This window comes from Cetobacterium sp. ZWU0022 (assembly GCF_000800875.1).
GTDB lineage: Bacteria > Fusobacteriota > Fusobacteriia > Fusobacteriales > Fusobacteriaceae > Cetobacterium_A.
On the sequence record NZ_JRJZ01000108.1, the window covers coordinates 1 to 25,000 of the forward strand.

At 30.1% G+C, this 25,000-nt stretch carries 24 protein-coding genes; all 24 read right to left on the reverse strand.

Annotated features, from left to right (window positions below; all coding sequences use genetic code 11):
• Positions 1–101: 101 nt before the first annotated feature.
• Positions 102–1,319: a U32 family peptidase gene (locus tag L988_RS08800; RefSeq protein WP_047383516.1), complete on the reverse strand. Its 1,218-nt coding sequence runs from the start codon at positions 1,317–1,319 to the stop codon at positions 102–104.
• A 19-nt stretch (positions 1,320–1,338) separates the two neighbouring features.
• Positions 1,339–2,679: a replicative DNA helicase gene (gene dnaB, locus L988_RS08805; RefSeq protein WP_047383518.1), complete on the reverse strand. Its 1,341-nt coding sequence runs from the start codon at positions 2,677–2,679 to the stop codon at positions 1,339–1,341.
• A gap of 6 nt (positions 2,680–2,685) precedes the next feature.
• Positions 2,686–3,132: a 50S ribosomal protein L9 gene (rplI, locus tag L988_RS08810; RefSeq protein WP_047383519.1), complete on the reverse strand. Its 447-nt coding sequence runs from the start codon at positions 3,130–3,132 to the stop codon at positions 2,686–2,688.
• A 16-nt stretch (positions 3,133–3,148) separates the two neighbouring features.
• Positions 3,149–3,952, reverse strand: a complete 804-nt coding sequence (locus L988_RS08815; RefSeq protein ID WP_047383522.1) for a hypothetical protein — start codon at positions 3,950–3,952, stop codon at positions 3,149–3,151.
• 56 nt (positions 3,953–4,008) lie between these two features.
• Entirely contained in the window at positions 4,009–5,469 is a 1,461-nt protein-coding gene (gene dnaX, locus L988_RS08820) for a DNA polymerase III subunit gamma/tau (RefSeq protein ID WP_047383524.1), read from the reverse strand.
• A gap of 22 nt (positions 5,470–5,491) precedes the next feature.
• Entirely contained in the window at positions 5,492–6,883 is a 1,392-nt protein-coding gene (locus L988_RS08825) for a sigma-54 dependent transcriptional regulator (RefSeq protein WP_047383526.1), read from the reverse strand.
• A gap of 29 nt (positions 6,884–6,912) precedes the next feature.
• A complete protein-coding gene (locus L988_RS08830) occupies positions 6,913–7,827 on the reverse strand; it encodes an energy transducer TonB (protein ID WP_047383527.1) in 915 nt (304 codons plus the stop codon).
• A gap of 10 nt (positions 7,828–7,837) precedes the next feature.
• The gene (locus L988_RS08835; protein ID WP_047383529.1) at positions 7,838–8,278 is read right to left on the reverse strand and encodes a biopolymer transporter ExbD; all 441 of its coding nucleotides are present in this window, start codon (positions 8,276–8,278) and stop codon (positions 7,838–7,840) included.
• A gap of 12 nt (positions 8,279–8,290) precedes the next feature.
• On the reverse strand, positions 8,291–8,902 hold the full coding sequence (locus L988_RS08840) for a MotA/TolQ/ExbB proton channel family protein (protein ID WP_047383531.1): 612 nt from the start codon (positions 8,900–8,902) through the stop codon (positions 8,291–8,293).
• 34 nt (positions 8,903–8,936) lie between these two features.
• Positions 8,937–9,269 (reverse strand): hypothetical protein, encoded by a 333-nt coding sequence (locus L988_RS08845; RefSeq protein WP_047383533.1) that lies wholly within the window; start codon positions 9,267–9,269, stop codon positions 8,937–8,939.
• Complete coding sequence (locus L988_RS08850; RefSeq protein ID WP_047383534.1) at positions 9,266–12,121, reverse strand: hypothetical protein; 2,856 nt, start codon at positions 12,119–12,121, stop codon at positions 9,266–9,268. The genes L988_RS08845 and L988_RS08850 overlap by 4 nt, the downstream gene beginning before the upstream one ends.
• Positions 12,118–12,654, reverse strand: a complete 537-nt coding sequence (locus tag L988_RS08855) for a DUF116 domain-containing protein (RefSeq protein ID WP_047383536.1) — start codon at positions 12,652–12,654, stop codon at positions 12,118–12,120. The genes L988_RS08850 and L988_RS08855 overlap by 4 nt, the downstream gene beginning before the upstream one ends.
• Positions 12,655–12,755: 101 nt before the next feature.
• The gene (gene dnaN / locus L988_RS08860) at positions 12,756–13,877 is read right to left on the reverse strand and encodes a DNA polymerase III subunit beta (RefSeq protein WP_047383537.1); all 1,122 of its coding nucleotides are present in this window, start codon (positions 13,875–13,877) and stop codon (positions 12,756–12,758) included.
• A gap of 17 nt (positions 13,878–13,894) precedes the next feature.
• Positions 13,895–14,719 (reverse strand): RNA polymerase sigma factor RpoD/SigA, encoded by an 825-nt coding sequence (locus L988_RS08865; RefSeq protein ID WP_047383539.1) that lies wholly within the window; start codon positions 14,717–14,719, stop codon positions 13,895–13,897.
• A gap of 97 nt (positions 14,720–14,816) precedes the next feature.
• Positions 14,817–15,818: an NAD(P)H-dependent glycerol-3-phosphate dehydrogenase gene (locus tag L988_RS08870; RefSeq protein WP_047383541.1), complete on the reverse strand. Its 1,002-nt coding sequence runs from the start codon at positions 15,816–15,818 to the stop codon at positions 14,817–14,819.
• A gap of 13 nt (positions 15,819–15,831) precedes the next feature.
• The gene (gene plsY, locus L988_RS08875; protein WP_047383543.1) at positions 15,832–16,437 is read right to left on the reverse strand and encodes a glycerol-3-phosphate 1-O-acyltransferase PlsY; all 606 of its coding nucleotides are present in this window, start codon (positions 16,435–16,437) and stop codon (positions 15,832–15,834) included.
• A gap of 9 nt (positions 16,438–16,446) precedes the next feature.
• The gene (rlmD, locus tag L988_RS08880; RefSeq protein WP_047383545.1) at positions 16,447–17,808 is read right to left on the reverse strand and encodes a 23S rRNA (uracil(1939)-C(5))-methyltransferase RlmD; all 1,362 of its coding nucleotides are present in this window, start codon (positions 17,806–17,808) and stop codon (positions 16,447–16,449) included.
• Between the two features lie 18 nt (positions 17,809–17,826).
• Complete coding sequence (locus tag L988_RS08885; protein WP_047383547.1) at positions 17,827–18,099, reverse strand: hypothetical protein; 273 nt, start codon at positions 18,097–18,099, stop codon at positions 17,827–17,829.
• A 20-nt stretch (positions 18,100–18,119) separates the two neighbouring features.
• Positions 18,120–19,058 carry a 16S rRNA (cytosine(1402)-N(4))-methyltransferase RsmH gene (gene rsmH, locus L988_RS08890; protein WP_047383549.1) on the reverse strand — a complete coding sequence of 313 codons (939 nt, stop codon included), beginning with the start codon at positions 19,056–19,058 and terminating at the stop codon, positions 18,120–18,122.
• A gap of 48 nt (positions 19,059–19,106) precedes the next feature.
• Positions 19,107–19,361 (reverse strand): YggT family protein, encoded by a 255-nt coding sequence (locus L988_RS08895; RefSeq protein ID WP_047383551.1) that lies wholly within the window; start codon positions 19,359–19,361, stop codon positions 19,107–19,109.
• A 10-nt stretch (positions 19,362–19,371) separates the two neighbouring features.
• Positions 19,372–19,941 carry a CDP-diacylglycerol--glycerol-3-phosphate 3-phosphatidyltransferase gene (gene pgsA / locus L988_RS08900; protein ID WP_047383553.1) on the reverse strand — a complete coding sequence of 190 codons (570 nt, stop codon included), beginning with the start codon at positions 19,939–19,941 and terminating at the stop codon, positions 19,372–19,374.
• Positions 19,942–19,964: 23 nt separating this feature from the next.
• A complete protein-coding gene (gene rimO / locus L988_RS08905) occupies positions 19,965–21,305 on the reverse strand; it encodes a 30S ribosomal protein S12 methylthiotransferase RimO (protein ID WP_047383554.1) in 1,341 nt (446 codons plus the stop codon).
• Between the two features lie 93 nt (positions 21,306–21,398).
• Complete coding sequence (gene pnp, locus L988_RS08910; protein WP_047383556.1) at positions 21,399–23,510, reverse strand: polyribonucleotide nucleotidyltransferase; 2,112 nt, start codon at positions 23,508–23,510, stop codon at positions 21,399–21,401.
• A gap of 179 nt (positions 23,511–23,689) precedes the next feature.
• Positions 23,690–25,000: FtsW/RodA/SpoVE family cell cycle protein (locus tag L988_RS08915; RefSeq protein WP_231549835.1), on the reverse strand; the 1,311-nt coding region annotated here is incomplete at its 5' end.

The window sequence follows — 25,000 nt, forward strand, 5'->3', positions numbered from 1 at the left end:
TAATTTGAAAAAAGTATCTTTCCTATTAAACTTTATTAGTTACTAGCTGAGTAGTTACTAATTAAAATAAAAAAGAGGCAATGCCTCTTTTTTATTTACTATTATTTAACTCTTCTAATCATATCCATGGCTTCAAATCCACCATCTAAAGTTACTCTTACAACTGAATTTGGATTAGCTGCTGCTACTTCCTCTTCTCCAGATTTAGTTATTAATGTCATTTTTGGCATAGTTATAACTCTTGGTTTTCCTGAAGTTGTTATAACCTCTAAAGACTCACCTTCTAAAACTCTATTTCTAATACCTAATACGTATTCATTATCTCCAATCTTCTCCTCAATTTTTGCAACTAATTGATGAGTTTGACTATATGAATTTCTGTCGTTGTAGTTATTAGCTTCTTCTCCTGGTTGCCCATGGTAGAATCCTTGAGTATATGATCTATTTGAAGTTGATTGAATCTCTTCCATCCAAGTCGGATCGTATTCATACTCTCCAGAATAGTATTTATTTAATGCGTCTTTATATACTTTTACAGCATTTGAAACATAATAAATACCCTTCATTCTTCCCTCTATTTTAAGTGAATCCACACCTAAATCTAGAATCTTATCTATTATTTCTATTGTACATAAATCTTTCGAGTTGAATATATAAGTTCCTCTCTCATCTTCATAAACAGGCATATATTCATTCGGTCTAGTTTCTTCAACTAAGTTATACTTCCATCTGCATGATTGAGCACAATCTCCTCTATTAGCATCTCTACCAGTCATATAGTTACTTAATAGACATCTTCCTGAAATAGACATACACATAGCTCCATGCACAAATACTTCTAGCTCAATATCAGGTACTTTAGCTCTAATTTCAGCTATATTATCTAATGAAATCTCTCTTGCTAAAACTACTCTTTTAGCTCCTAAATCTTTCCACATTTTTACTGAACGCCAGTTTGTATTACTTGCTTGAGTACTTACACTTATGTTTAAGTTTGTATGTTCTTTTACAACTTGGAATACTCCTAAGTCTGCAACTATAACTCCATCTACTCCAATTTTCTCTAGATACATTACATAATCTGGTAATAAATCTAGTTCATCGTTATGAGGTATTATATTTAATGCCACATACACCCTTTTCTCCATAGAGTGTGCATAATCTACTGCCTCTTTTAATTCCTCGTCATTAAAGTTATGACTTCCAGCTCTTAAGTTAAACATCTTTCCACCTAAGAATACTGCATCTGCTCCATAGTGGAAAGCCATTTTTAACTTTTCCATATTTCCTGCTGGAGCTAATAATTCTGCTCTTTTCATTCTTTTCTCTCACCTTTCTCTATTCAACCTTAGTTGTGTAATCTCCAAACTTTGTAATTTCATGGAAGAACTTCAAGTTCACAGTACCAACCGGTCCATTTCTTTGCTTCCCTATAATAACTTCAGTTATACCTCTTTGCTCTGATTCATCATTATAGTAATCATCTCTATATAAAAACACAACCATATCCGCATCTTGCTCAATTGCTCCTGATTCTCTTAAATCCGATAGCATTGGTCTTCTATCAGCTCTTTGTTCTGGAGCACGAGATAGCTGTGATAAAGCTACTATTGGGATATCTAATTCTCTTGCTATACCTTTTAGAGATCTCGAAATATCTGAAATCTCTTGCTGTCTATTATCTGATTTTCCACTTGTTCCTTTTATAAGTTGTAGATAATCTATTAAGATCATATCTAATCTTCCTGCAGCTTTTAATCTTCTAGCAATCGATCTAATCTCTAAAACATTTACATTCGGAACATCTGCTATATTGATTTCAGCATTCGCTAATTTTCCACTAGCTATTCCTAATTTTCCCCAATCATCTTCACCTAAGAAACCATTTCTTATTTTTTGTAATCCTATTCCAGCTTCTATTGCTAGAAGTCTTTGTAATAATTGTGAGCTAGACATCTCTAGACTGAATACTAAAACGCCTTTACCAGCCTTCATTGCTGCATTTAAAGCTAAGTTAAGTGCAAAGGCTGTCTTACCCATTGATGGTCTTGCTGCAAGAATTACTAAGTCTGATGGATGGAATCCACTAGTCATTTCATCAAAATGTTTAAATCCACTTGATATTCCTGTTGTTACACCTTTATTTTGAAGAAGTTGTTCTAATCTTTCAAACTCATTAGTTACCACTTCTTTTAAGCTTATTATATCTTTTGATTCTTTGCTTTCGGCAACTTTAAATATCATTCCCTCAGCTTTATCTAAAATAGTATCCACATCTTCGTAACCTTCATAAGTCATCTCTACTATCTTAGTTCCTATATCTCCAAGTTTTCTTAAAGTAGCTTTCTCTTTTATAATCTTTGCATAAGTTAAAATATTTGCAGCCGTTGGGACTTCTTCTATTATCTCATAGAATATAGCCTCTCCACCAATATCATCAAACTTATCTTTTCTTTTTAATCTATCCATTACTATAATTGGATCGATTGATTCTCCAGAATTATAAACCTCTTGCATCACTTCAAAAATTATTTTATGAGCCATTTTATAAAAATCTGCTGAATGAATTACCTCTATTACTTCACTAAATATATCTGGTTTTAAAAATATTCCTCCTAAAACAGATCTTTCAGCTTCTAAACTACTTGGAATTTTTCTAAGTTTTTCTATATCTTCCATATTTCACTATCCTTTTATTACCACTAAAACCTCAGCCTTTACATCTGTATGTAATTTTACAACTACTTTGTGTTCTCCTAAGCTTTTAATAGTGCACTCTATTTTTTTTCTATCAATATCTAATCCAAACTCTTTTTTTAGTTCTGCTGAAATCTCTTTATTAGTTATTGCACCAAATAGCTTTCCGTTATCTCCAATTTTTGCAGTTACTGCTAGTTTCTTGCTTTCTAATAGAGCTTTTATCTCTATTGATTTTTTCTTTTCTTCTTCTGCTTTTTTCGCATCTTTTAATTTTTTATTCTCTATCTTTTTTAACTCTTCTGGAGTTGCTACTATACCTTTATTATTTTTTAATAGGAAGTTTTTTGCATAACCTTCAGAAACACTTACAATTTCTCCTTTTCTTCCTTGTCCTGCCACATCTGCTGTTAAAATTACTTGTATCTTTGACATAAAAATTCCTCCTAAATTATCTTCTTGTTTTTACTATTTTTATTTTTATTCCACTTGCTAATCCACCAAAAATAAATGCAAATTCCGGAGAGATTAACGCTAAGAAAACTCCTACTGTGAAACATAAAGATTGTTTTTTTACTTTTTCATTCAATGTTCCCGCAACTATTTTTATAAAATACATTATATAAATAATCTTTAAAACTTCTACTGTATTTTCTATAACTATTCCTTTAAATTGAGTGTATTCTTTTATAAAGAACAATATTACATACGGTATTAGCCACATATATGATGCTTCCCAATTCATAAAATTTTCTTTATTTAAAAAATAATTTGTTAAAAATACTGTCATTCCCATATATGCAAAAATTAAATATATAAAATTCTCTTTCATAAATTTAAAAGCCATATCAACTTCATATTGAGTAAACGTTGTCTTTTGTACATACATATTTTTTAGATTTTCAAACCCTATATTAAATCCGACTCTATTAAAATATATATATGCACAAACTAAAGAACCCACTATCAAACTCGTAATAAAAATTTTATCAAACTCACCTAATTTTTCACCATATTTTTTAAATAAATAATACAATAATTCTATTAGACAAAAAACTCCTATATAAGTAATAAGATAGTTTACATCTACCCAAGCTATAGCAGCTAAAGCTATAATGTTTGCTATAATTTTTGTTTTCATATCTGCATTTTCTAATTTTTTTATTTTGTAAAAAGGTAATACCCAACTTAGAAAAGGCATCAGTGTTGAAACTAAAAATAAGGCTGCTATTATTACTCCTGTTATCAAAAACATTGTTCCTCCTAAATACATTCAGGATAATTATACCATAAAGGTAGAGTTTTGTTAAGCTATATTATTTCTCCTCCAAAAAAATCTATTATTTTTTTAGAGAAATCCTCTCCCTCTACTTTCTCTTTACTTCTATTAACCTCTTGTAATTCATATTTTATCATAATTTTTGTTTTTAAAACTTTTCTAACTACATCTAAGAATAATGATCTATAAGGTTCTGATTCCATCATATTTTTAGCAAAACTTTGATCATTTGAAAAACCTACAATTAAAGTGTTGTTTGTAAAATCTTTAAAATATGCTTTAACTAAAAATGCTCCAAATGTTATTTTAGTTTTTTTCGCTTCATCAACTATTTTATTCCACGAACCTTTTACCTCTTCATATGACAATTTTGTAATAGTTTGTGACTCTTCAATTTTATCTGTTAAAGAATTTTCAAATATCTCTACTGGTTCTTGAACTTTTTCGATTATTTTCTCTACTATAATCTCTTTTTCTTTCTTCTCTGTAAGTCTATTCAGAATTACATACCCTACAAGCCTTTTATCCTCTTCATGACGGAATTTAGATAGTATATCGTATATTGTATCTATTATTTCTAATCCTTTTTGAATATCTAAGTCACCTTTTATCATTCTATCTTTTGATCTTTTTGCTAAATCTTTAAAAAATAATTCTATATCAATAGAGTTCTTCCAAATATCTTCTAATAGCTCAATCCCCTCAGAATAATTTGATTTTTCTATAACTGAAATAAATTGATCTATTATTTTTATAGGTGTTATTCCTAAAACATCTTCCGTCTTTTCAATTTCAATAGTTTTGTCTTCTGTATTTATCATCAATCTCTCTAGTATTGAGATTGAATCTCTCATACTTCCACCAGAAGCTTCATATATAGCTACTAAGCTTGCTTCATCTATTACATAGCCTTCACTATTGACAATATATAAAAGTTTTTCTCTCATATCTTTATAATTTACACTTTTAAAGTCATATCTTTGACATCTAGAAATAATTGTTGGCAATATTTTATCGGGTTCTGTAGTTGCTAAAATAAATAGGACATGTTCTGGCGGTTCTTCTAAAGTTTTTAATAGGGCGTTGAATGCTTCTTTTGTTAGCATATGAACTTCATCTATTATATAAACTTTCTTCCTACCTTTTGTAGGACTATAGTTTATTTTTTCTTTTAGCTGTCTTATTTCATCTATTCCTCTATTTGATGCTGCATCAATCTCTATTAAATCTAAAAAGTTTCCTGATGAAATCTCCTTACAATTTTCACAGATATTACAAGGTGTATCCGTTATTCCATTCGTCAAACAATTCAAACCCTTTGCCATCAATCTAGCTATAGATGTTTTTCCAACACCACGAGGTCCTGTAAATAAATAAGCGTGTGCTAATCTGTTTGATTTTAAAGAGTTTTTTAGAGTTTGAACAATTTCATGTTCTCCAGCTATCTCTTCAAAACCTTTAGGTCTATATTTTCTATATAATGTTACGTGCATTTTTCCTCCTAAGGCTTAGATTTTACTCTAAGCCATAGTTATTCATCTTAGTTCTTAATGTATTTCTCGTTATTCCAAGTAATTCAGCAGTTTCAACTTTTTTACCACTTGTAATCTCTAAAACTTGACGTATTAACTCTTTTTCTACTTTTGATATGATTATCCCATAATAGTTATTCTGTTTATTGTTTTTTAATCCTAAAAGTTCTCCCTCTATCCAATCTGTCAATACCCAACTTTGGTTATCTCCTTTTCTTTTAGAGATTTTATTTCCCGTTACATTTCCTGGTAACTCCTCTATTAATATAGAACTTCCTCTGCAAAGAGCAACTGCTGATTTTATCGCATTTTTTAATTCATTTACATTCCCTGGCCAGTCATATCTCATTATCTTCTTCATCGCAGGTTTACTAACACCCTTAACTGATTTATGTAGCTCCCCGTTGCAGCTAGCTAGATAATGATCGATAATAAATGGAATATCATCTTTTCTATCTCTTAAAGGAGGAATGTTAATTTCTAATATTTTTAACTTATTATATAGCTCATCAATAAACATTTTCTTATTTATTAATTCCTCTAAATTCTCACTTGTTGTTGCAACAATTCTTATATCCATCTCTATCGGTTCTGATCCTCCCATTCTGAAGAACTCACCCTCTTGTAAAAGATATAAAATTTTAGATTGCATATCTAAACTTAATGATTCAATATTTCCTAAATGTAACGTTCCGCCATTGGCTTTCTCTAAATCTCCTACTTGTAAGAAAGCTGCCCCCTCAAAGGCACCTTTCTCATATCCAAATAGTTTTCTCTCCAATAAGTTATTTTGGAAAGAAGTACAGTTAACTGTTAAAAATGGTTTTGAACTCCAATCACTAAATTGATGAATTGCAGTTGCCACACTACTTTTTCCTGTTCCTTTCTCTCCCACAACAAGAACAGGTATTCTACTATTAGAAACTCTACCAATCATTTTGTAAACTTCAACAATCTCTTTCGTTTGTCCTATCAGTTTATCACCAGTATTCTTGTTTCTATCCACTCTTTCAGCTAAAAGTTTATGATCTTTAACTGCTTTTTCTAAGATTTTATTAACATCTTTCGGACTAATTGGTTTTAAAATATAGTCATATGCTCCAGCTTTTATAACTCCCGCAACTAATTTTAAATTAGATGTTTCTCCCATTATTATAATTACTGATCTTTTATGTGTTTCCGTAATTTTCTTTACAAGGTTTACTAAAGCATCTTGTTGTAAGTTTGTTTCATCTATCACAACTGCTTCATATTTTCTCTCTTTTAATAATTCCATAAAAGAGCTTATATTTTCTGCAAACCTCAATTCATTTTCAAAATTACTTTCTAACTCGTCTTTTAATTCATTTTCTAATCTAAATCCTAAAAGAGTCAAATCTCTTCACCATCCTCTAATTTTTACTTCTAATTAGAAGCCCCCAATAATTTAAAGCTATATTCTAATGTTACATTCCCTTTTATATTTAATCCATTTTTTGTTAAATATATTCTCCAAGTTCTTGCAATCTCTTCAATAGCCATGTTTATCTCTGGAACTCCACTACCCTTTTCTATAAATACTGATGTCACTTTTCCAGCTTCATCTATTTGTATTTTTAATAATACTCTACCCTGCATTCCTCTCAATTGAGCCGCTTCCGGATATCTTGGTTCTCTATTATTTTGATCCCATCTAGCTACAACGTCACCATCTTCAACTCCAAGCCTATAACCACTTGGTAAGCCATCAGCTCCATTTTTTTCAACCATTGTCTTAAATCCTAACTCTTCTTCTCCCTCACCTTCGAAGGCTAATTCCCTAGAACTATTATCTAATTGATACTCCATTGTTTTTTCTAAAACATTTTCATCTTTAGATATTCTTATATCTTTTGTTGGATCAACTGTTGGTCTTTTTTGAATCTCTTCTAAACTTTTTTTGTCTAAGAGTTCATTTTTTAAATCACTATTTATCTCTCTTGCTGAAGGTGTATCTATTGCTAAAAACTCTGTTTCTCTTTTTGTTATATTTTTAGCTAAATCATCTAACGATAACTTTTTAACTTCTTTTACTTCTGGTTTTGCTTCTATTGGTTTTGGTTCCTCTTTAGGAACAACCTTTTTTTCTTCTTTTTTCTCCTCTTTTACAGGAGTAACCTTCTTTTTAGGTTCCGGTTTTGTTGTCGTTTTTTTTGTTGTCGTTTCAAGTGTTACTAATCCTACTTTTAACTTCTTATCAACTATTTCATCTATCTTAATTCCCGGGATTAAAAACAAAATAAGAAGGTTTATTACTATTGATAATATAAGTATTTTTAAATCACTATTTTGTCTCTTCATAGATGTGCACCTACTTTCCAGGCGAAGCTGTATCTATATCTAAAGAGATAGCTCCCGCCTCTTTGGCTGCTGTCATAGCTTCTACAATTATACCATGGTTTACACTCTTATCTGCACTTATAATGACATTTTTATCATCTGATTCTGCTAACTTCTGAGCTAAAGCATTTTTCATATCTCTAGCATTTATTTTATCTCTCTTACTTGTTCCCTTATCTTTATAACTTATAAAATACTCTCTATCTTTAGTTATAATAAGCTGTAATTCATTAACTGGTTTAGCACTTTTTACAGTAGATGTAGGTAAATCTATTTTTATACTACTATTTACATCTTCAAATGTTGTTGCAACTAAGAAGAAGATTAATAGTAAAAATACTACGTCTATTAAGGGAGTTAATTCAAGGATTAAAGAATTACCTGATCTTCTTTTAATTCTGTTAAGTTTCATGCTCCCCCTCCTCTATTTTCTGAAGTAGTTTATTAGTTCCGCACTACCTTTTTCCATATCATTTATTTGGTCATCAATTTTTTTATTGAAGTAGTTATATAAAATGATTGATGGAATCGCTACAAATAATCCACCTGCTGTTGTTAATAGAGCTTGAGATATTCCACTTGCTAACACTGAAGCATCTCCTGTTCCGTGTACCGATACAGCTTGGAACGCTTTTATCATCCCTGTAACTGTTCCTAACAGTCCAATCAACGGTGTCGTATGAGCAACTACTGATAGTAACCACATATTTTTTTCTAACTTTGGAATTTGTGCTAAAGCGATTTCTCTTGCCTTTTCCTCTAAAGTTTCAACGTTTGTACTTCTTGTTTTATACCAATAGATTAAAACTTCTTTGATTACTTTTGCAGTTGAACTTTTTTGATTTCCTAAAGCTGTGATAGCTCCTTTAATATCATTTTTTTCAATTGCATTACGTAATATAGGTCTTATTCTTGACATATCTATATTTTCATTCATTTTAAAATAAATCGCTCTTTCAATAATTGCATAAACACCTAATATTGACATAAAAATTATAAAATACATAAGTATTCCACCATTTACTAACCAGTACATTCTAGAACCTCCTAATTTTTCTCTCGCAATTTTATTATAATGCTATTCCTAATGTTACTAAAGCTACAACCCCTATTATATACTTCCATATTGGAGTTTTAGTTTCTGTTTCTGTTAAGCTTTTATTTAAAGAGTCATTATTTTCATTTAATTGAATAACTTGTTTTTGATCTTTAAATTTATCTGCATTTATATTTGTATCCTCTATTTTTATAACTTTCTTTTCAAGTTGAACATTACTTTCTTTTGGATAGTTTTCTAATTGCTCCTTATTAACTCCTGTTACCTGTTTGTCAATAATAACATCCTCATTAGCAAAAACTCCTAAAGATAAAATCATTAATCCTGTAATAACTAATTTTTTCATATGTTCTCTCCTCCGTTAAAAAAATCTTTGTATTTTTCAGAAAGACTTGCATTCTCTCTTTTTAACTGCTCATAGTACTTCTTTGCGTTATCTTTTTTCTCAATTTTTAAATTTAAGAAAATTAATTTCTCTAAGAAATAATCTTTATTTTTGCTCTCTGTTTTTAAAAGTTCATCATACTGTGCTATTGCATCTGTAAAACTATTCAACCCTTCGTATGCTTCAGCAGATCTTATTTTTGATTCTAATGCAAACTCACTTGTTGGATATAAAAGATATAGTTTAGTATAATTTCTTACAGCTTCGTTTAATAATCCTGTTTCTTTTTCTATATTTGCTACTTGGAATAAAGCTTTATCCTTGTACGCACTACTTTCTAGTAAAATAACCGAATCATAATATGGCTTTGCGTTACTATAATCTTTCTTTGTAAAGTAATAATCTCCTAAACCTATTGCAGCATAATCTTTATACGACGAACTAGATGTTAACTTTTCAAATTCGACTTTAGCTTCCTCTATTTTTTTCTCCCTTTGTAAATGGTTAGCCATATAATAACTTTTTTTATCATCATTCGTTATTTTATTTATCCATTCTAACTCTTTTTGAAGATTTTTAGTACTTTGAGATAACTCTATAACTTTCATAAGTGATTTCTCTTTCAATGTTTCATCTTTTGTCTCACTATAAAGTTTTTCATAAGTTTTTAAACTGTTTGAACTATTTCCAGAAATACCGTATAACTCTCCCTCCATTAAAAGTATATTATCTTTTAATCTTGAGTTAGGATATAAACTTATGAATTCTTTACTTTTTATTTCAAACTCTTTATTGTCCTTTAATAAATATAATGAAGATATTTGCCAATAAAGACCTTTTTCTTTGTATTCAGGATTTTTTGATTCATGGGCACTTATCTTATAAGCATCTATAGCTTCTTTATATTTTTTCTCTGTATAATAAGTTTCTCCTATTTGGAATTGAGCATAATCTCCCATACTTGAAACTAACTTTAATTTTTCAAAATATTCTCTAGCTTTTTCTGGATTATCTAATCTAAAATAACTTATTGCCACTTTATCAACTACATCTTCTAAAGCAAAAAGATTATCTCCAGCTATATAACTTTCACCCGATGAAATAGCGTCCTCATATTTTTCCCAAAGGAAATAATTTTTTATTACATTATAATTAGCTTTTTCATATAGTGCTTTGTCTGCTGATTGAGTATTATTTACAATCTGCTTAAAATACATATCCGCTTCTTCATATCGTCCCATACCCATGGTAGCAATTCCTTTCTGGTATGTATTTTCTAAAGAAGCATCTTGCATATTTAAATATTGCATAACTTCATTATACTTTTTCTGAGCAATCATAACTTCAATCAAATTCGAAACTATATCAGAATCCCTATTTGTTGCTAAGTAATCTTTATATAAATTTACTGCCGCTTCACCTTTACCTTCAGCTAAAAGATTATCTGAAGTTATTATTGTTATGTTTTTCTTATATTCTTGATCTCCTGGGTATTTAGAATTAAACTCTGATATTGATGTGTTTAAAGCTCCTCTATCTTTTGTTTTGCTCAATGTTACAATTAATCTATATAAAGATTCTTTTGTTGGAGCAATAGTATTGTTTTTTCTATAGTAATCTTCAGCTATTTTAAATTCGCCTTCTTCAAAAGCAGATGCTGCAACTAAATTGTTGATTGCAATCTCTTCCTCTCTTTTCAAGTTTAATCCTGTAAGTAAATTTCTATTTCCTAAAACCCATTTATAGTTTTTATTTAAATATTCAATTGAAAGTTGATAGTATATACTCTCGTTTTTATATTTTGTTGTGTATAATCGTCTAAAGTTCTCTAATGAACTTCTATAATCTTTCATTCTATATTGTGAAAGAGCTATTCCATATATTACATCGATATCTTTATTTGTAATTTTATTATAGTATTCTAAAGCTTTATCATTTGAACCTCTAACTATGTAAAAGTCACCAAAACTTTTTAGAGCTATATTATACAATTTTGGATCAGAAGCCAATGTTGACAATATACTCTCTGCTTCTTTTGAATTTCCTTGCTTTAAATAAATTTCTATCATCGTTAAAATTGATAGTGTTTTGTATTCTGAATTACTTTTACTATCTTTCACTTTTCTAAAATGATTTAGAGCTTTTGTTGATTCATTCGTTTTGTAATATGAAGATCCGTATAAGTAATCAACTAATTCCTGATTTATTCCGACTTTTCCACCTCTATAATACTCATCTAAATAAACAATTGTTTTTATATATTGAGAATTATTATAAGCAGCTAAAGCAAGATTTAAAACAACATCCTCATAATTTTTTCCCTGTAAACTAAGCGCACTTGTGAGTTCTCTTTGTGCTCTAATATAATCCTTATTATCCATATAGCCTTTTCCAACAGCTAAAAGAGCTTCTTCATAATCATTTTTACCTTCTACAGTAGTTTTATTTATTAAGTTTGCAGCCTTAGTTGCTGTCTCAAAATCTTTTAATCCAATATATGATTTAGTTAAATATAGATAAATATTATTTGTTTCATTTTGAGTTAATTTTAACTCTTTTAAACATCCATTTAAAGTATTTATAGACTCTTGGTATCTTCCTTCTACATAATACACTTGCCCCATTCTTATTCTGATATTTTTGATATACTTTGAACGAGGATATTTTGTTATAAAATTATTTGACTCTTGAAGTGCCATAGAATATTTTTTTTGAAGAAATAATTCGTCTAAGAATTTAATATCTTCTTTTTCAGAAGCTAACAATCCTGAACATATTAGAACTCCAGCTATAAATAGTTTAAGTTTTCTCACCTTGTCCCCACCTCTCTTAATACCTTTCTTATTTCACTCACAGCTACCCTTGTATTCTTACATGGTCCTTCCACTATTCTATTAAATAAGCCATATACTGGCATTGGAAATGAATCTCGAATTCCCGAAGTTAAATCTCTTTTACAAGCTATAGCTATAACTAGATTTGGTCTATACTCTTTTAAATACATTCGTGCCAATGTTCCTCCAGTGGCTACTTTCACATTAATATTACTAAACTCATCTTGAATCTTTACAATTTCAGAAATGTCACAAAGTCCACACTTTTTACAATTCTCTACATTATTTGTTATTTTTAAATTACAATCATATTTTTGAATGCAATGAGGTAATAATATTGCAATTTTATTTATTTGAGTTTTTTTTATATAATTCAATACTTTTTTGTTATTAAATTCGATAAATTTTTTTGCACTATTATTGTCAGTGTGATTTTTAAATAGTAACTCTTCCAGTAAATACCTGAAATAGTGAAGTTCATAAATGATTTTTAAGATATAAAATTTGCTCATTATTTCTCCTTAAATGAAAAAATATTATCCAAATTATACCATAAAGCATTTCTCTTTGCAAAATAAAAAACTAGCTCACCCTGTAAGCTAGTTTTTATTATCTAGTCTTTCAAAGCTAAAGGCATCACTATGTAAGTATAATTATCTTCTTGTATATTTCTTGTTCTTACAGCACTATTTGATGTTGTAAACTCTAATGTTATAACATCTCTATCACTTGATTGAATAAACTCTAATAAGAACTTTACATTTAAAGAGATTTTTAAACTATCTCCCTCATAATTTACTTTTGCAATTTCTTTTGCTTTTGCTATCTCTCCGATTCCTTCAATATCAATTGTTCCATTAGAAAGTGTAAATATAGCTCCAAATTTAGATTCTGAATTATTTTTTACAAATATTTGAATTCTTTTAAGCATTTTTTCAAATTCAACTCTATCTATTTGCAATTTTTTATTATATCCACTAGCTTCTAATATTGTTTTATAATTCGGAAAAGGTAAATCGATTACTCTACTTACTATAGAGATATTCCCTAGCTTAAAGTATAATTGTTTATTTTTTTGAGTAAATGCAATTTCATCTTCATTTCCATTTCTTAATAATTTAGACATTGCATCTATTGTATTTATAGGAATACTCACTTTAAATATTCCAGCGTTGTCTAAATACTCGTGCTCCAAATATGTTAAACGGTAAGTATCTGTCGATATAAATTTAATTTTATTCTCTTCTATCTCTAATCTGATGCAATTTATTGATAGGTTATCACTTGACATCGATGCCGAGAATTTTACTTTATCAAAATAGTCCGCTAATGCTACCTTTTTTAATTTAAACTCAAACTCCTCATCTTTTAACTCTGGCTCTTGAATTTTTGGAAACTCTTCTGCATTCATTAATATAAACTCCGAAGCTGAATCTGACGTTTCAATTGTCAAAACATCCTCTTCTATATTTAATGTTATAATCTCATCTTTAATCTCTTTAAGATATTCTTCAACCAAATGATGCTGAAATACAGCTTTTCCCTCTTTTAATATTTCGCACTCCATATGAGTTGAAATTGTCAATTCTAAGTTTGTACCACAAAACCAAAGTTTATTCTCTCTTGTCTCAATGTAAACATAAGATATGATAGGCCTTATCTTATTTTCATTTATAGCTTTTTCTACAATTTTTATTTTTTTTAAAAATTCTAGTCTATTAACTTTTAAAATCAATTTAAACCTCCTTGCTTTTAATAGTAATAGTTTCCTTTCAGTAAGTCACTATAACGTATTCTTAATTTTTCCAATGTTTTTTGTTCGATTTGTCTTACTCGCTCTCTCGTTATACTAAAACTTTGACCGATATCTTCTAATGTATGAATTTGATTTCCATCAAATCCAAATCTAAGTTTTAAAATTTGTTTTTCACGTTCATTAAGTTTATTTAAAATCTCATTTATCTGCTCTGCACTTATATCTCTTATAATAGTATCCTCTAAGTCACTATGTGTTTCACTAGCTATTGTATCCTCTAAATAAATATCTTCACCTATCGGCGAACTTAAAGATACCGTCTCTTGGAATTCAACCATTAAATCCTGAACTTTTTCTAAATTTATACCTAATCCATCTGAAATGTCATATATACTTGGGTAATCCCCCTTTAGCATAACAGCATCCATTATAAATTTATTTATCTTATTTAATAAATCGTGTTTATAAGATGGTATTCTTATCTCTCGTCCTTTACTTATAATAGCTTTGCTGATAGCTTGTTTTATCCACCAAACAGCATATGTTGAAAATCTATAGCCCTTTTCTACATCAAATTTTTCAATAGCATGTATTAAGCCAAAATTTCCTTCACTTATTAGATCGATAAACCCCATTCCTTTATTTCCATATTTTTTAGCAACATTTACTACTAATCTCAAATTACATAAAATCAATCTTTCTCTAGCCTCAATATCCCCATTTTTAGCTCTTTTTAATAGAGAGACCTCTTCATCTTTGTCTAACACTTCATACTCTTTTATATCATCTAGATAAAACGAAACTAAATCTTTTTCTGTCATATACACCCCATACCTCATTAGTTATCTTTTTCTATTTTGAATTTCCGTGTTGCTTTTTCTGATCTTTGCTCATGTAACTACTCAAATACAATTCTTTTTAATAAAACTCCTCTTTTAATTCCCTTGTCATTAACTCTTTAACCTTCTCTTTTGTATCTGCCCCTTCATAAATAATACCATAAATTGCTTCGACAATAGGCATGCTTATTCCTAGTTGAAGCTTTTTTGCGTATACAGCTTTAACTGTTGGAACACCTTCTGCTACCATAACCATACTCTTTAAAATATCATCTATATGTTCTCCTTTTCCAAGTCTCTCTCCAACATATCTATTTCTACTATGCTGACTAGCACAAGTTACAACTAGGTCCCCAATCCCAGTTAAACCTGAAAATGTTCGCTCATCTGCTCCCATAACCTTTCCAAATCTGATCATCTCTGCTATTCCTCTTGTTATAAGTGCTGCCTTTGCATTGTCACCATAGCCTAATCCATCTGCTATTCCAGCTCCAATTGCTAAACAGTTTTTAACAGCTCCTCCAAGTTCAACTCCAGCTATATCTTCACTTACATAAACTCTGAAGTTCTCAGTATTGAATAACTCTTGAACTTTTTTTGCATTCTCTAGTTCTCCTGCTGCAACTATTGTTGTTGGTAACTCTTGTGCAACCTCTTCAGCATGAGTTGGTCCCGATAAAATAACTATATTTTTATGATATTTACCTTTTATCTCATCCTTCATTACGTGCGACAGTGTTTCTCCACTAGAAACCTCTATCCCTTTCGCCGTATTTATTAAAATCATTCCCTCTTCAATTTGTGGAGATATTTTTGCCATAACTCCTCTTAAAACTTGTGAAGGAACAGAAAAAATAATGTATTTAACACCAGTTAAAAGTCCATCAATTTCTGAAGTTACCTTTAATTTTTCTGGAAACTTAACTCCTGGAAGCAACCTTTTATTCTCTTTTTCTAAAGATAATTTTTCGGCAATCTCTTTGTTGTGCTCCCACATTGTAACTTCATATTCCTTTTTTGCCAAAATCATTCCTAAAGCTGTTCCCCAGCTTCCTGCTCCAATTACAACTACTTTTTCCATTTAATTTATCTCCTTACTTTAAATTAAATTTATTTTCTTTTCCATCCATAAGTCTTTGAATATTAGCTTTGTGCTTATATATCACAAATATTCCTACTACTAATGATATTATTACTAGTGGCATTCTTGTAGACACATCTCTAACCGGGAAAAAATATGCTAGTACTGGTAGCAACCCTGCACATACAACCGATCCCAAAGAGATATATTTACTAATTCCAACTATTAATATGAATATCAATACAAGTATTCCAACTACTTTTGGCATTAAGAAAAGAAAAACTCCTAAACTTGTAGCAACACCTTTTCCACCTTTAAAATGTAAAAAGAACGAAAACGTATGTCCTAATATTGCTACTAACCCTAATAATATTATATGGATTCCATCTACACCGAAGCTACTAGCTAAGTATAATGGAAGATAACCTTTTAAAGCATCTAATATTAGAACCATTATACCATACTTTGGACCTAAAATTCTATATGCATTTGTTGCCCCAGAGTTTTTACTTCCGTGCTCTCTTATATCAATATTCTTTGTAGCTTTTCCAAGCCAAACCCCACAAGGTAATGAACCAAATACATATGCAACTACTGCAAATATTAAAAACTTCTCCATAAAACCCTCCTATTTTTTAACTAATCTTCCCACTACTTCTATATGACTTGTTTGAGGGAACATATCTACAGGTTTGACTCTAACCAACTGATATCCCTCTCTTTCTAAAATTTCTACATCTCTTGCAAAAGTTGATGGGTTACAAGATATGTATATAATCTCCTTTATGCCAACTTTAGCTATATTTAAAAGACTTTCTTCATCAATTCCTTTTCTAGGAGGGTCTAATATTATTGAATCTACAGCTTCAGCTTTTATTAGTTTTCCTAGTTCTTTATTTACATCCCCACATATAAATTCAACATTACTTATATTATTTTCTTTAGCAGTTTTTATTCCATCTTTTACTGCCGACTCGATAATTTCAATTGAATAAACTTGTTTTGCTTTTTTAGATAGAATCATTCCTATCGTTCCTGTTCCAGCATAAGCATCTACTATTCTTTTATTTTCAATATTTTCAAACATACTAATTGCCAACTCGTACAATCTTCTTGTTTGTTCTAAGTTTATTTGGAAGAAAGAAGTTGGTGATATATTAAAATGAATTCCTGATATATCCTCTTTTATTGTTTTCTCTCCATATACAAGAATATTTTTATTTCCTATAGCTACATTTGTTTTTCTGTCATTTAAAGATACATAAACCGATGCTATTTCAGATATTTTACCCATTAACTCTTTCAAAATGTTTTTTATAGTTTCAGTTACTTTAGTATCATTCACAACAAGAACGACCATCGCCTCATTAAAAGAGTTAGTTCTCACCATTATATGTCTTAATACTCCACTGTGTTTTTTCTCGTCATAAACACTTACTTTTGAATTATTCAATATTGTTTTTAATTCAGTAATTATTTTATTTCCTAAAACAGAGTTTAGCATATTATCTTCAACTTGGAATACATCATGGCTTTTTCTTTTAAAAAATCCTGTTATAATCTCTTTGCCGTTCAAAGAGAATGGTTCTACAACTTTATTTCTATAGTTTTTTTCAATAGGTGATTCCAATGTTTCTTCAACTGTAATATCATTGTTTTTACCTATTCTTCTAACTACATCCTCAACCATGTCTTTTTTATATTTTACTTGAGCTGAGTAATTTAACATTCCAAAATCACAACCTTGAAAATCTTCAAATGTTATACAATTCAAATTTTGAATTCTTTCAGCTCCTGCAGTTATAATCTCAACTATTAAAGCTCTCCCATAACTCTTCTTTAAAGATATTATTTCTGCTTTAACAACATCTCCAGGTACAGACATAGGAACAAACATAGCAAATTCACCATTATAATATCCTAATCCTTCTCCACCATAAACAATTTTTTCTATTTTTATTTCAATTATTTGACCTTTTTCTAATTTCATATATACTCTCCTATTTTTTTAAAAAGAGCCATCTTCTATTTTAAAGAAATTTATTTTTTCCGATATAACCATATTTTTTTGCTTATTCATCTCTTGCTCTATTTTTCTTAAGTCCATAAGTAAATCATACTCATATATTCTTTTACTTCTCTCTTTTTCAAGCTCTCTTAACTCTCTTTCAAGCTTAAGATTGTTTTTTTCTAAATATGAGATTGTTCTTATAAGATACCCATAAAATGACCAGATTAAAATTATACCAACTGTTGTCAATAAAACTTTTTTTCTCTTCATTAGGTTTCTCCTTTAAAATTTTATAGTTTTTCTATAACTCTTAATTTTGCTGAGTGTGCTCTATTGTTAAACTGTAACTCATCTTTTCCTGAAGTTATCGGTTTTCTATTCACCAATTTTCCTTTTGGTTTTTCGTTACAAACACAAATTGGTAATTCAATTGGGCACTTACATCCAGTGCACAAATCTCTAAACATATTTTTTACTATTCTATCCTCTAATGAATGGAAAGTTATTATTGCTAAACGCCCACCTTTTTCTAAATTATCAAATGATTTAGTTATTGCATTTTTTAAAACTTCTAACTCCCTGTTTACCTCTATTCTTATAGCTTGGAATACTTTTTTAGCTGGATGCTTCTCACTTCTTGGAGGATAAGCTTTTCTTATTATCTCTACAAGCTCTCCAGTTGTTTCAATAGCTTTCTCTTGTCTTCTCTCGCATATAAGTCTAGCAACTTTTCTAGCAAATCTGTCCTCTCCATATTCAAAGAAGATTCTTGTAAGTTCTGATTCTTCATATTCATTTACAACTTCATAAGCTGATAAGGCATCACTTCTGTTCATTCTCATATCTAATCTTGTATCATATCTATAAGAGAATCCTCTTTCTGGATCGTCTAATTGTGTTGATGAAACACCTATATCCATAAGTACTCCAGTAACTTTATCAGCCCCAGCCATATAAAGTACTTTCTCTATGTTTTCAAAATTACTTTTAAATACAGACCATTTCTTTCCATATTTTTCAAGTCTTTTTTTAGCGAACTCTATCGCCTGATCATCTTGATCTATTGAGATAAGTCTTCCTTTATCACTAATCTCTTTTAATATACCTTCAGAGTGTCCTCCTCCTCCTAAAGTACAGTCAACATATACTCCATCTTTATTTGTTATTAATGTTTCTAACGTCTCGTAATACAATACCGGTATGTGGTATTCACTTTCTATTTCGTGCATTTTGTTCCTCCTACAAAAAATAGAGAAGCCAACGGCTTCTCTATTCTATTATAATAAATAAAAAATAATATATCTTAGAATCTTCAAAGCAAAATAAGCCAATAATGGTGATAAATCTACTCTAACATTTCCCATTGGTATTAAAGTTCTAAAAGGTTTTAAGATTGGCTCAGTCAAAGCATAAACAAGATTTGTAAAATCATTTCTTGAGTATGGTGCTAGCCAAGAGATTACTATTCTTATTAATATAAGTATATTCATAATTTCAAAAGCTAAGTTTATTAACCTATAAATTAACCCCATATTTTTCTCCTTATTCCTCTCCTAAAAAATAATGCTTTGCTTTCACTGAATATTCCCATCCAGACCAGATTGTTAAAATAACTGGAACTAGTGTTGCGTAGAAATATATCACTTTATACAATTGTATTTTTTCAGGAGTATTTCCTAAACCAAAGAATAACATTACTATGATAACAATCATTTGAGTTGTTGTTTTATATTTTCCTAAAATTCCAGCAGGAATCACTTCACCTTTTGCTGCAGCTATAGTTCTTATTCCACTTATTAAAAACTCTCTAGCTATTACAACAATAGACATCCAAGAAGGAATATAATCCAACTTAACAAAAATAACTAATGCTGAAATAACAAGTATCTTATCTGCCAGTGGATCCATTATTTTTCCTAAATCAGTTATTAAATTATATTTTCTAGCTATATATCCATCTAACCAGTCTGTTAATGATGCAAATATGAATATTCCAAATGCTATCAATCTGTATAAATTACTCTGTGAAACATTGGCCGATTCTTGTAAAAAGTATATAAAAGGTATTGCTAATATTAATCTAATTGCTGTAAGTTTATTTGGCAAATTCAAGACTGACCCCTCCTTATTTTAGACTACTTAACTTCGTTTTCTACAATTGCCCCTATATAGTCATATTCAAAATTTTGTTCTATTTTTACTTTTACGATTTCTCCTTGCTTAGCTGTTCCATCGTTTGTTAAAACTTTTCCATCAATATCTAAAGCTTGACCTCTTGTTCTTCCCTCTAACATGAATTCACTCTCTGTAGATACTCCATCAATCATAACTTCAACAACTTTCCCTATCATTGATCTATTTTTGATTTCAGCTATTTCTGCTTGTAAGTTTGTTAATTCTGCCCATCTTCTTTCTTTGATCTCTTCTGGTACTTGATCTGCTAAATCATGAGCAACAGTTCCTTCTTCTCTAGAATATTTAAATACTCCAACATAATCAAATTGGAACTCTCTTACGAAATCTTTTAACTCTTCGAAGTTTTCTTCTGTTTCTCCAGGGAATCCAACTATTACTGTTGTTCTGATTGTTGCTTCAGGAATCTCTGTTCTAATTTTATTTAAAATCGACTTTATATGATCTCCTGACTTAGCTCTAGCCATATTTTGTAAAATATTTCCAGATATATGTTGAATTGGTATGTCAAAGTATTTACATACTTTTGGTTCATTTTTTATAACTTCTACTAATTCATCTGTTAAAGAGTTAGGGAACATGTAATATGATCTTACCCATTCGATTCCTTTAACTTTTACTAACTCTTTTATTAAATCTGGAAGAGCTTTCTTTTTATATAAATCAATTCCGTATTCTGTCGTTTCTTGAGCTAATAAGTTTATCTCTCTTACACCATTTGCTGCTAATGCTTTAGCCTCTTCCACTATATCCTCAATCGTTCTACTTCTTAAGTTTCCTCTCAATTGTGGAATTATACAGTAAGTACATCTTCTGTTACATCCTTCAGCTATTTTTAAATAAGCTGTATGCGGATTTGTAGTCAATATTCTTTCAGTTCCTGCGTTTGCTAAGAAATCAAAAGTTTCACATCTGATTATTTTTTCATCTGCTAATATTGTATCTACAATCTCTTCAATTTTATGAATTTCACCAGTTCCTACAACTGCATCTATCTCAGGAATTTCAGCTATTAATTCGTCTGCATATCTTTGTGCTAAACATCCCGCAACAATTATTTTTTTTACATTTCCTGTAGCTTTTTTCTCAGCAACTTCTAATATAGCTTGAATTGATTCTTCCTTAGCATCTCCTATAAATCCACACGTATTTACAAGCACAACATCTGCTAACTCTAAATCATTTGTTATTTCAAATCCTTTTCTAGCTACCATAAGCCCAATTAAGTGCTCACTGTCAACTAAGTTTTTACTACAACCTAAACTTATTAAACCTAATTTCATCTTTTACCATCCTTCAATTTACATTACTCTATACTCTACGGAAAAATAACACAGAGGTTGAAGTCCTCTGTGTTATCCCCCTTAATTTAAAAATTATTCAGCTGCCATTTCCTGTAATAATTTCTTTCTACTTAAACTTATTTTTCCGTTTTCAGTAGAAATCACTTTTACCTCAAATGTGTCTCCAACTTTTAATACATCTTCAACATTAGCTACTCTTTCTAAAGAGATTTCCGATACATGTAATAACCCCTCTTTTCCAGGTAATATCTCCATGAATGCTCCGAACTTAGCTATGTTTACAACTTTACCAGTATAAACCTCTCCAACTTCAACATCTTTTACATATCCGTTTACTAGTGTTATTGTTCTTTCTAGAACGTCTAATCCTTGACAGAATATTGCTACTCTTCCATCGTCTTCTATATCTATAGTTGCTCCAGTAGCTTCTATAATTCCTTTAATGTTCTTTCCTCCAGGACCGATTAATACAGCTATCTTATCCTTTGGAATTACCATTTGGTGAATTCTTGGAACTGTTGGTGCTAACTCATTTGTATTTTGAATAGTTGAGTTCATTAAAGTTAAGATTTGTAATCTTGCATCTAATGCTTGCTTTAAAGCAATTCTCATGATATCTTCAGAGATTCCAGCTATTTTCATATCCATTTGTAAAGCTGTTATTCCAGTTTTTGTTCCTGCAACTTTAAAGTCCATATCTCCTAGATGATCCTCTAGACCCATGATATCTGTTAATACAACATAGTCGTCACCTTTTTTGATAAGACCCATAGCTATTCCTGCTACGTGCTCTTTAATAGGTACTCCTGCGTGCATTAAAGCTAATGATCCTCCACAGATAGAAGCTTGAGATGATGATCCATTAGATTCAGTTATTTCAGAAACTAATCTTACTGTATATGGGAAATCTTCAATCGAAGGTAATACATAGCTTAAAGCTCTTTCAGCTAGTGATCCATGTCCTAACTCTCTTCTTCCTGGAGCTCCCATTCTTCCTGTTTCTCCAACTGAGTATGGAGGGAAGTTATAGTGTAAGTAGAACTTTTTGTAGTACTCTTCATCTAATCCATCAATTAGTTGCTCATCCTCTTTAGTTCCTAAAGTTGCAACAACTAAAGCTTGTGTTTCTCCTCTTGTAAATAAAGCTGATCCGTGAACGATTGGTAAAACTTCTACTTCAGCAGCTAAATCTCTTATTTCTGTAGTTGCTCTTCCGTCAACTCTATGCTTGTTGTAAAGAATAGCATCTCTTACTTGCTCTTTCATTAAATCATGGTAGTACTTTGCGAACTCTGCTACTACATCAGCTGGCACTTCCTCTTCTCCGAAGTTTTCTGCTACGAAAGCTTCAAATAAAGTTTCTTCTAATCCGTCAACAGCTTCTTCTCTAGCTTTCTTTCCAGTTGTTAAAACTGCTTCTTTTAATTGAGCTGCTCCATTTGTATCAATGAAGTTTTTAACTAATGGCATTACTTCAGGTGCTGTAAATTCAATTTTCTCTTTTCCTACAAGAGCTGCGAACTCTAATTGGAATTGACATAATTTTTTAATATTATCATGAGCAAACATTATAGCTTTTAACATTGTTTCCTCATCTACTTCTCTCGCTCCAGCCTCAACCATGTTTATTGCATCCATGCTTCCTGCTACTGTTAAATCTAAATCACTCACTTTTAATTGCTCAGGAGTTGGATTTAAAACAAACTCTCCGTCAATCATTCCTACAACTACTCCAGCTACTGGTCCTAAGAAAGGAATATCAGATACTGTTAAAGCTACTGAAGATCCAACTATTCCCATGAAATCTGGTGTTGAAACACCATCGTATGATAATGTTGTATTTACAACATGCACATCATACTTGAATCCTTCTGGGAACATTGGTCTTATTGGTCTATCTATTAATCTTGCTATTAATGTTGCGTTTGTTGATGGTCTTGATTCTCTTTTATTAAATCCTCCAGGGAATTTTCCTGCAGCATAGTATTTCTCTACATAATCAACTGTTAAAGGGAAAAAGTCTATTCCTTCTCTTGCACTTTTACTTCTATTAACTGTACTTAATAATATTGTGTCTCCATACTGAAGCATAACAGCACCATTCGATTGTCTTGCTACTTTTCCAGTTTTTAACGTTAACTGTCTTCCACCTATTTCTAAGCTTAAACTTACTTCATTAAACATTAAGTTTCCTCCTTTTAAATTGGTAGAGGATAAATATAGCAAATAATAAGGAACTAAAACTAAAAAATTTAGCTTTAATCTCTTACTACTTACCTTATATTTATCCTCTATATTCTTACATTAAAGTATATCATTTTTACATTTAAAAAGCAATTTCTTATTAATAAATAAGTAATCTATTAAATATCTACATCAATATTTATACTATGAATTAAACTAAGAGCAATCCCCATAGTTACCATCGCACTTCCTCCGTAACTAAAGAATGGCATTGGCAATCCAAACACAGGAAATAACCCCACAGCCACAAATATATTTATTATTACTTGTGTTATTATTTGTGCTCCAATTCCCATAGCTAAATATTTTCCAAAATAATTTTTACTCTCTCTTCCTGTAATTATTATTAAATGGTATAGTGCAAAAAATAACCCTATTACAACAAACATTCCAATAATTCCAAATTCTTCTCCAAAAGTTGCCATTATGAAATCTGTGTGTATCTCCGGAAGATAACTGTATTTTTGAACACCATTCGCATATCCTTTTCCAAAGAAGCCACCACTCCCAAAGGCATATACGGATTGTTTCACTTGATACCCATAGTCATCTGAATAATTACCAAAGAAAAGTCCATCTATATAACTTTTTATTCTCATTATCTTGTACGATGCCCCCTCTTCTGAGGCAAACTTATATACTGCAGCAAGACCAGTTATTCCTAAAGTAATCCCCGCAGTTCCAACCCTTAAAATCCATTTATCTTTTAATTTACTCATAAAAATCATAAATACCCAAATTGAAAAATAATGTATCACTGTTCCCATATCTTTTTGAGCTAAGATTAGAACTCCGTATACTGATAGATATATCAACGAATTTATGATTGTAACACTTTCAGATAAATCATTATCCTCTGCTCTAGCTAAGCAATTTGCCATATTTATTACAAAAGCACATTTTAGTATCTCTGCTGGTTGAATTGATACTGGTCCCAAATTTATCCATCCATAAGCTCCATTTATTTTTGGAATAAATGACAACCCCATCTTCCCACCTATATACATTCCTAATAAAATGACTATACTTGTTAAAAAAACTATTCCATTTACTTTTCTTTCACTTAAAATTTTATATGTCAAATTATATTTTTTTATCTTACCTATGTTTCCAAGAAATAAATAGATTATAAAAAATATTAAAATATACAAAAAATGTTTTTTTATATTTTCTGGCTTCATATAAAATGCTGCACTAACCATATTTATTGAACTTAGTACCATTAATATAATCGCTATTAGAAAAATTGAAAACCTTCTTTGTTTTAATCTATTAATTTTTTGTCTTTTCTTTTCTTTTGCTTTTTCTAAATTTTCTTGAAAAAATTGCCCTGTAGTATTTCCCATAGAATTCTCTCCTTCAATTTTATCTTTTACAAAAAATAAAAAAATGGCGCTTCTTGCTGGGCTCGAACCAGCGACAACACGATT

Excerpts from the sequence above, each read along its gene's own strand:
- L988_RS08800 (WP_047383516.1), bottom strand. The coding sequence starts at position 1,319 with ATGAAAAGAGCAGAATTATTAGCTCCAGCAGGAAATATGGAAAAGTTA.
- dnaB (WP_047383518.1), bottom strand. The coding sequence starts at position 2,679 with ATGGAAGATATAGAAAAACTTAGAAAAATTCCAAGTAGTTTAGAAGCT.
- rplI (WP_047383519.1), bottom strand. The coding sequence starts at position 3,132 with ATGTCAAAGATACAAGTAATTTTAACAGCAGATGTGGCAGGACAAGGA.
- L988_RS08815 (WP_047383522.1), bottom strand. The coding sequence starts at position 3,952 with ATGTTTTTGATAACAGGAGTAATAATAGCAGCCTTATTTTTAGTTTCA.
- dnaX (WP_047383524.1), bottom strand. The coding sequence starts at position 5,469 with ATGCACGTAACATTATATAGAAAATATAGACCTAAAGGTTTTGAAGAG.
- L988_RS08830 (WP_047383527.1), bottom strand. The coding sequence starts at position 7,827 with ATGAAGAGACAAAATAGTGATTTAAAAATACTTATATTATCAATAGTA.
- L988_RS08835 (WP_047383529.1), bottom strand. The coding sequence starts at position 8,278 with ATGAAACTTAACAGAATTAAAAGAAGATCAGGTAATTCTTTAATCCTT.
- L988_RS08840 (WP_047383531.1), bottom strand. The coding sequence starts at position 8,902 with ATGTACTGGTTAGTAAATGGTGGAATACTTATGTATTTTATAATTTTT.
- L988_RS08845 (WP_047383533.1), bottom strand. The coding sequence starts at position 9,269 with ATGAAAAAATTAGTTATTACAGGATTAATGATTTTATCTTTAGGAGTT.
- L988_RS08855 (WP_047383536.1), bottom strand. The coding sequence starts at position 12,654 with ATGAGCAAATTTTATATCTTAAAAATCATTTATGAACTTCACTATTTC.
- L988_RS08865 (WP_047383539.1), bottom strand. The coding sequence starts at position 14,719 with ATGACAGAAAAAGATTTAGTTTCGTTTTATCTAGATGATATAAAAGAG.
- L988_RS08870 (WP_047383541.1), bottom strand. The coding sequence starts at position 15,818 with ATGGAAAAAGTAGTTGTAATTGGAGCAGGAAGCTGGGGAACAGCTTTA.
- plsY (WP_047383543.1), bottom strand. The coding sequence starts at position 16,437 with ATGGAGAAGTTTTTAATATTTGCAGTAGTTGCATATGTATTTGGTTCA.
- rlmD (WP_047383545.1), bottom strand. The coding sequence starts at position 17,808 with ATGAAATTAGAAAAAGGTCAAATAATTGAAATAAAAATAGAAAAAATT.
- L988_RS08885 (WP_047383547.1), bottom strand. The coding sequence starts at position 18,099 with ATGAAGAGAAAAAAAGTTTTATTGACAACAGTTGGTATAATTTTAATC.
- rsmH (WP_047383549.1), bottom strand. The coding sequence starts at position 19,058 with ATGCACGAAATAGAAAGTGAATACCACATACCGGTATTGTATTACGAG.
- L988_RS08895 (WP_047383551.1), bottom strand. The coding sequence starts at position 19,361 with ATGGGGTTAATTTATAGGTTAATAAACTTAGCTTTTGAAATTATGAAT.
- rimO (WP_047383554.1), bottom strand. The coding sequence starts at position 21,305 with ATGAAATTAGGTTTAATAAGTTTAGGTTGTAGTAAAAACTTAGTTGAC.
- pnp (WP_047383556.1), bottom strand. The coding sequence starts at position 23,510 with ATGTTTAATGAAGTAAGTTTAAGCTTAGAAATAGGTGGAAGACAGTTA.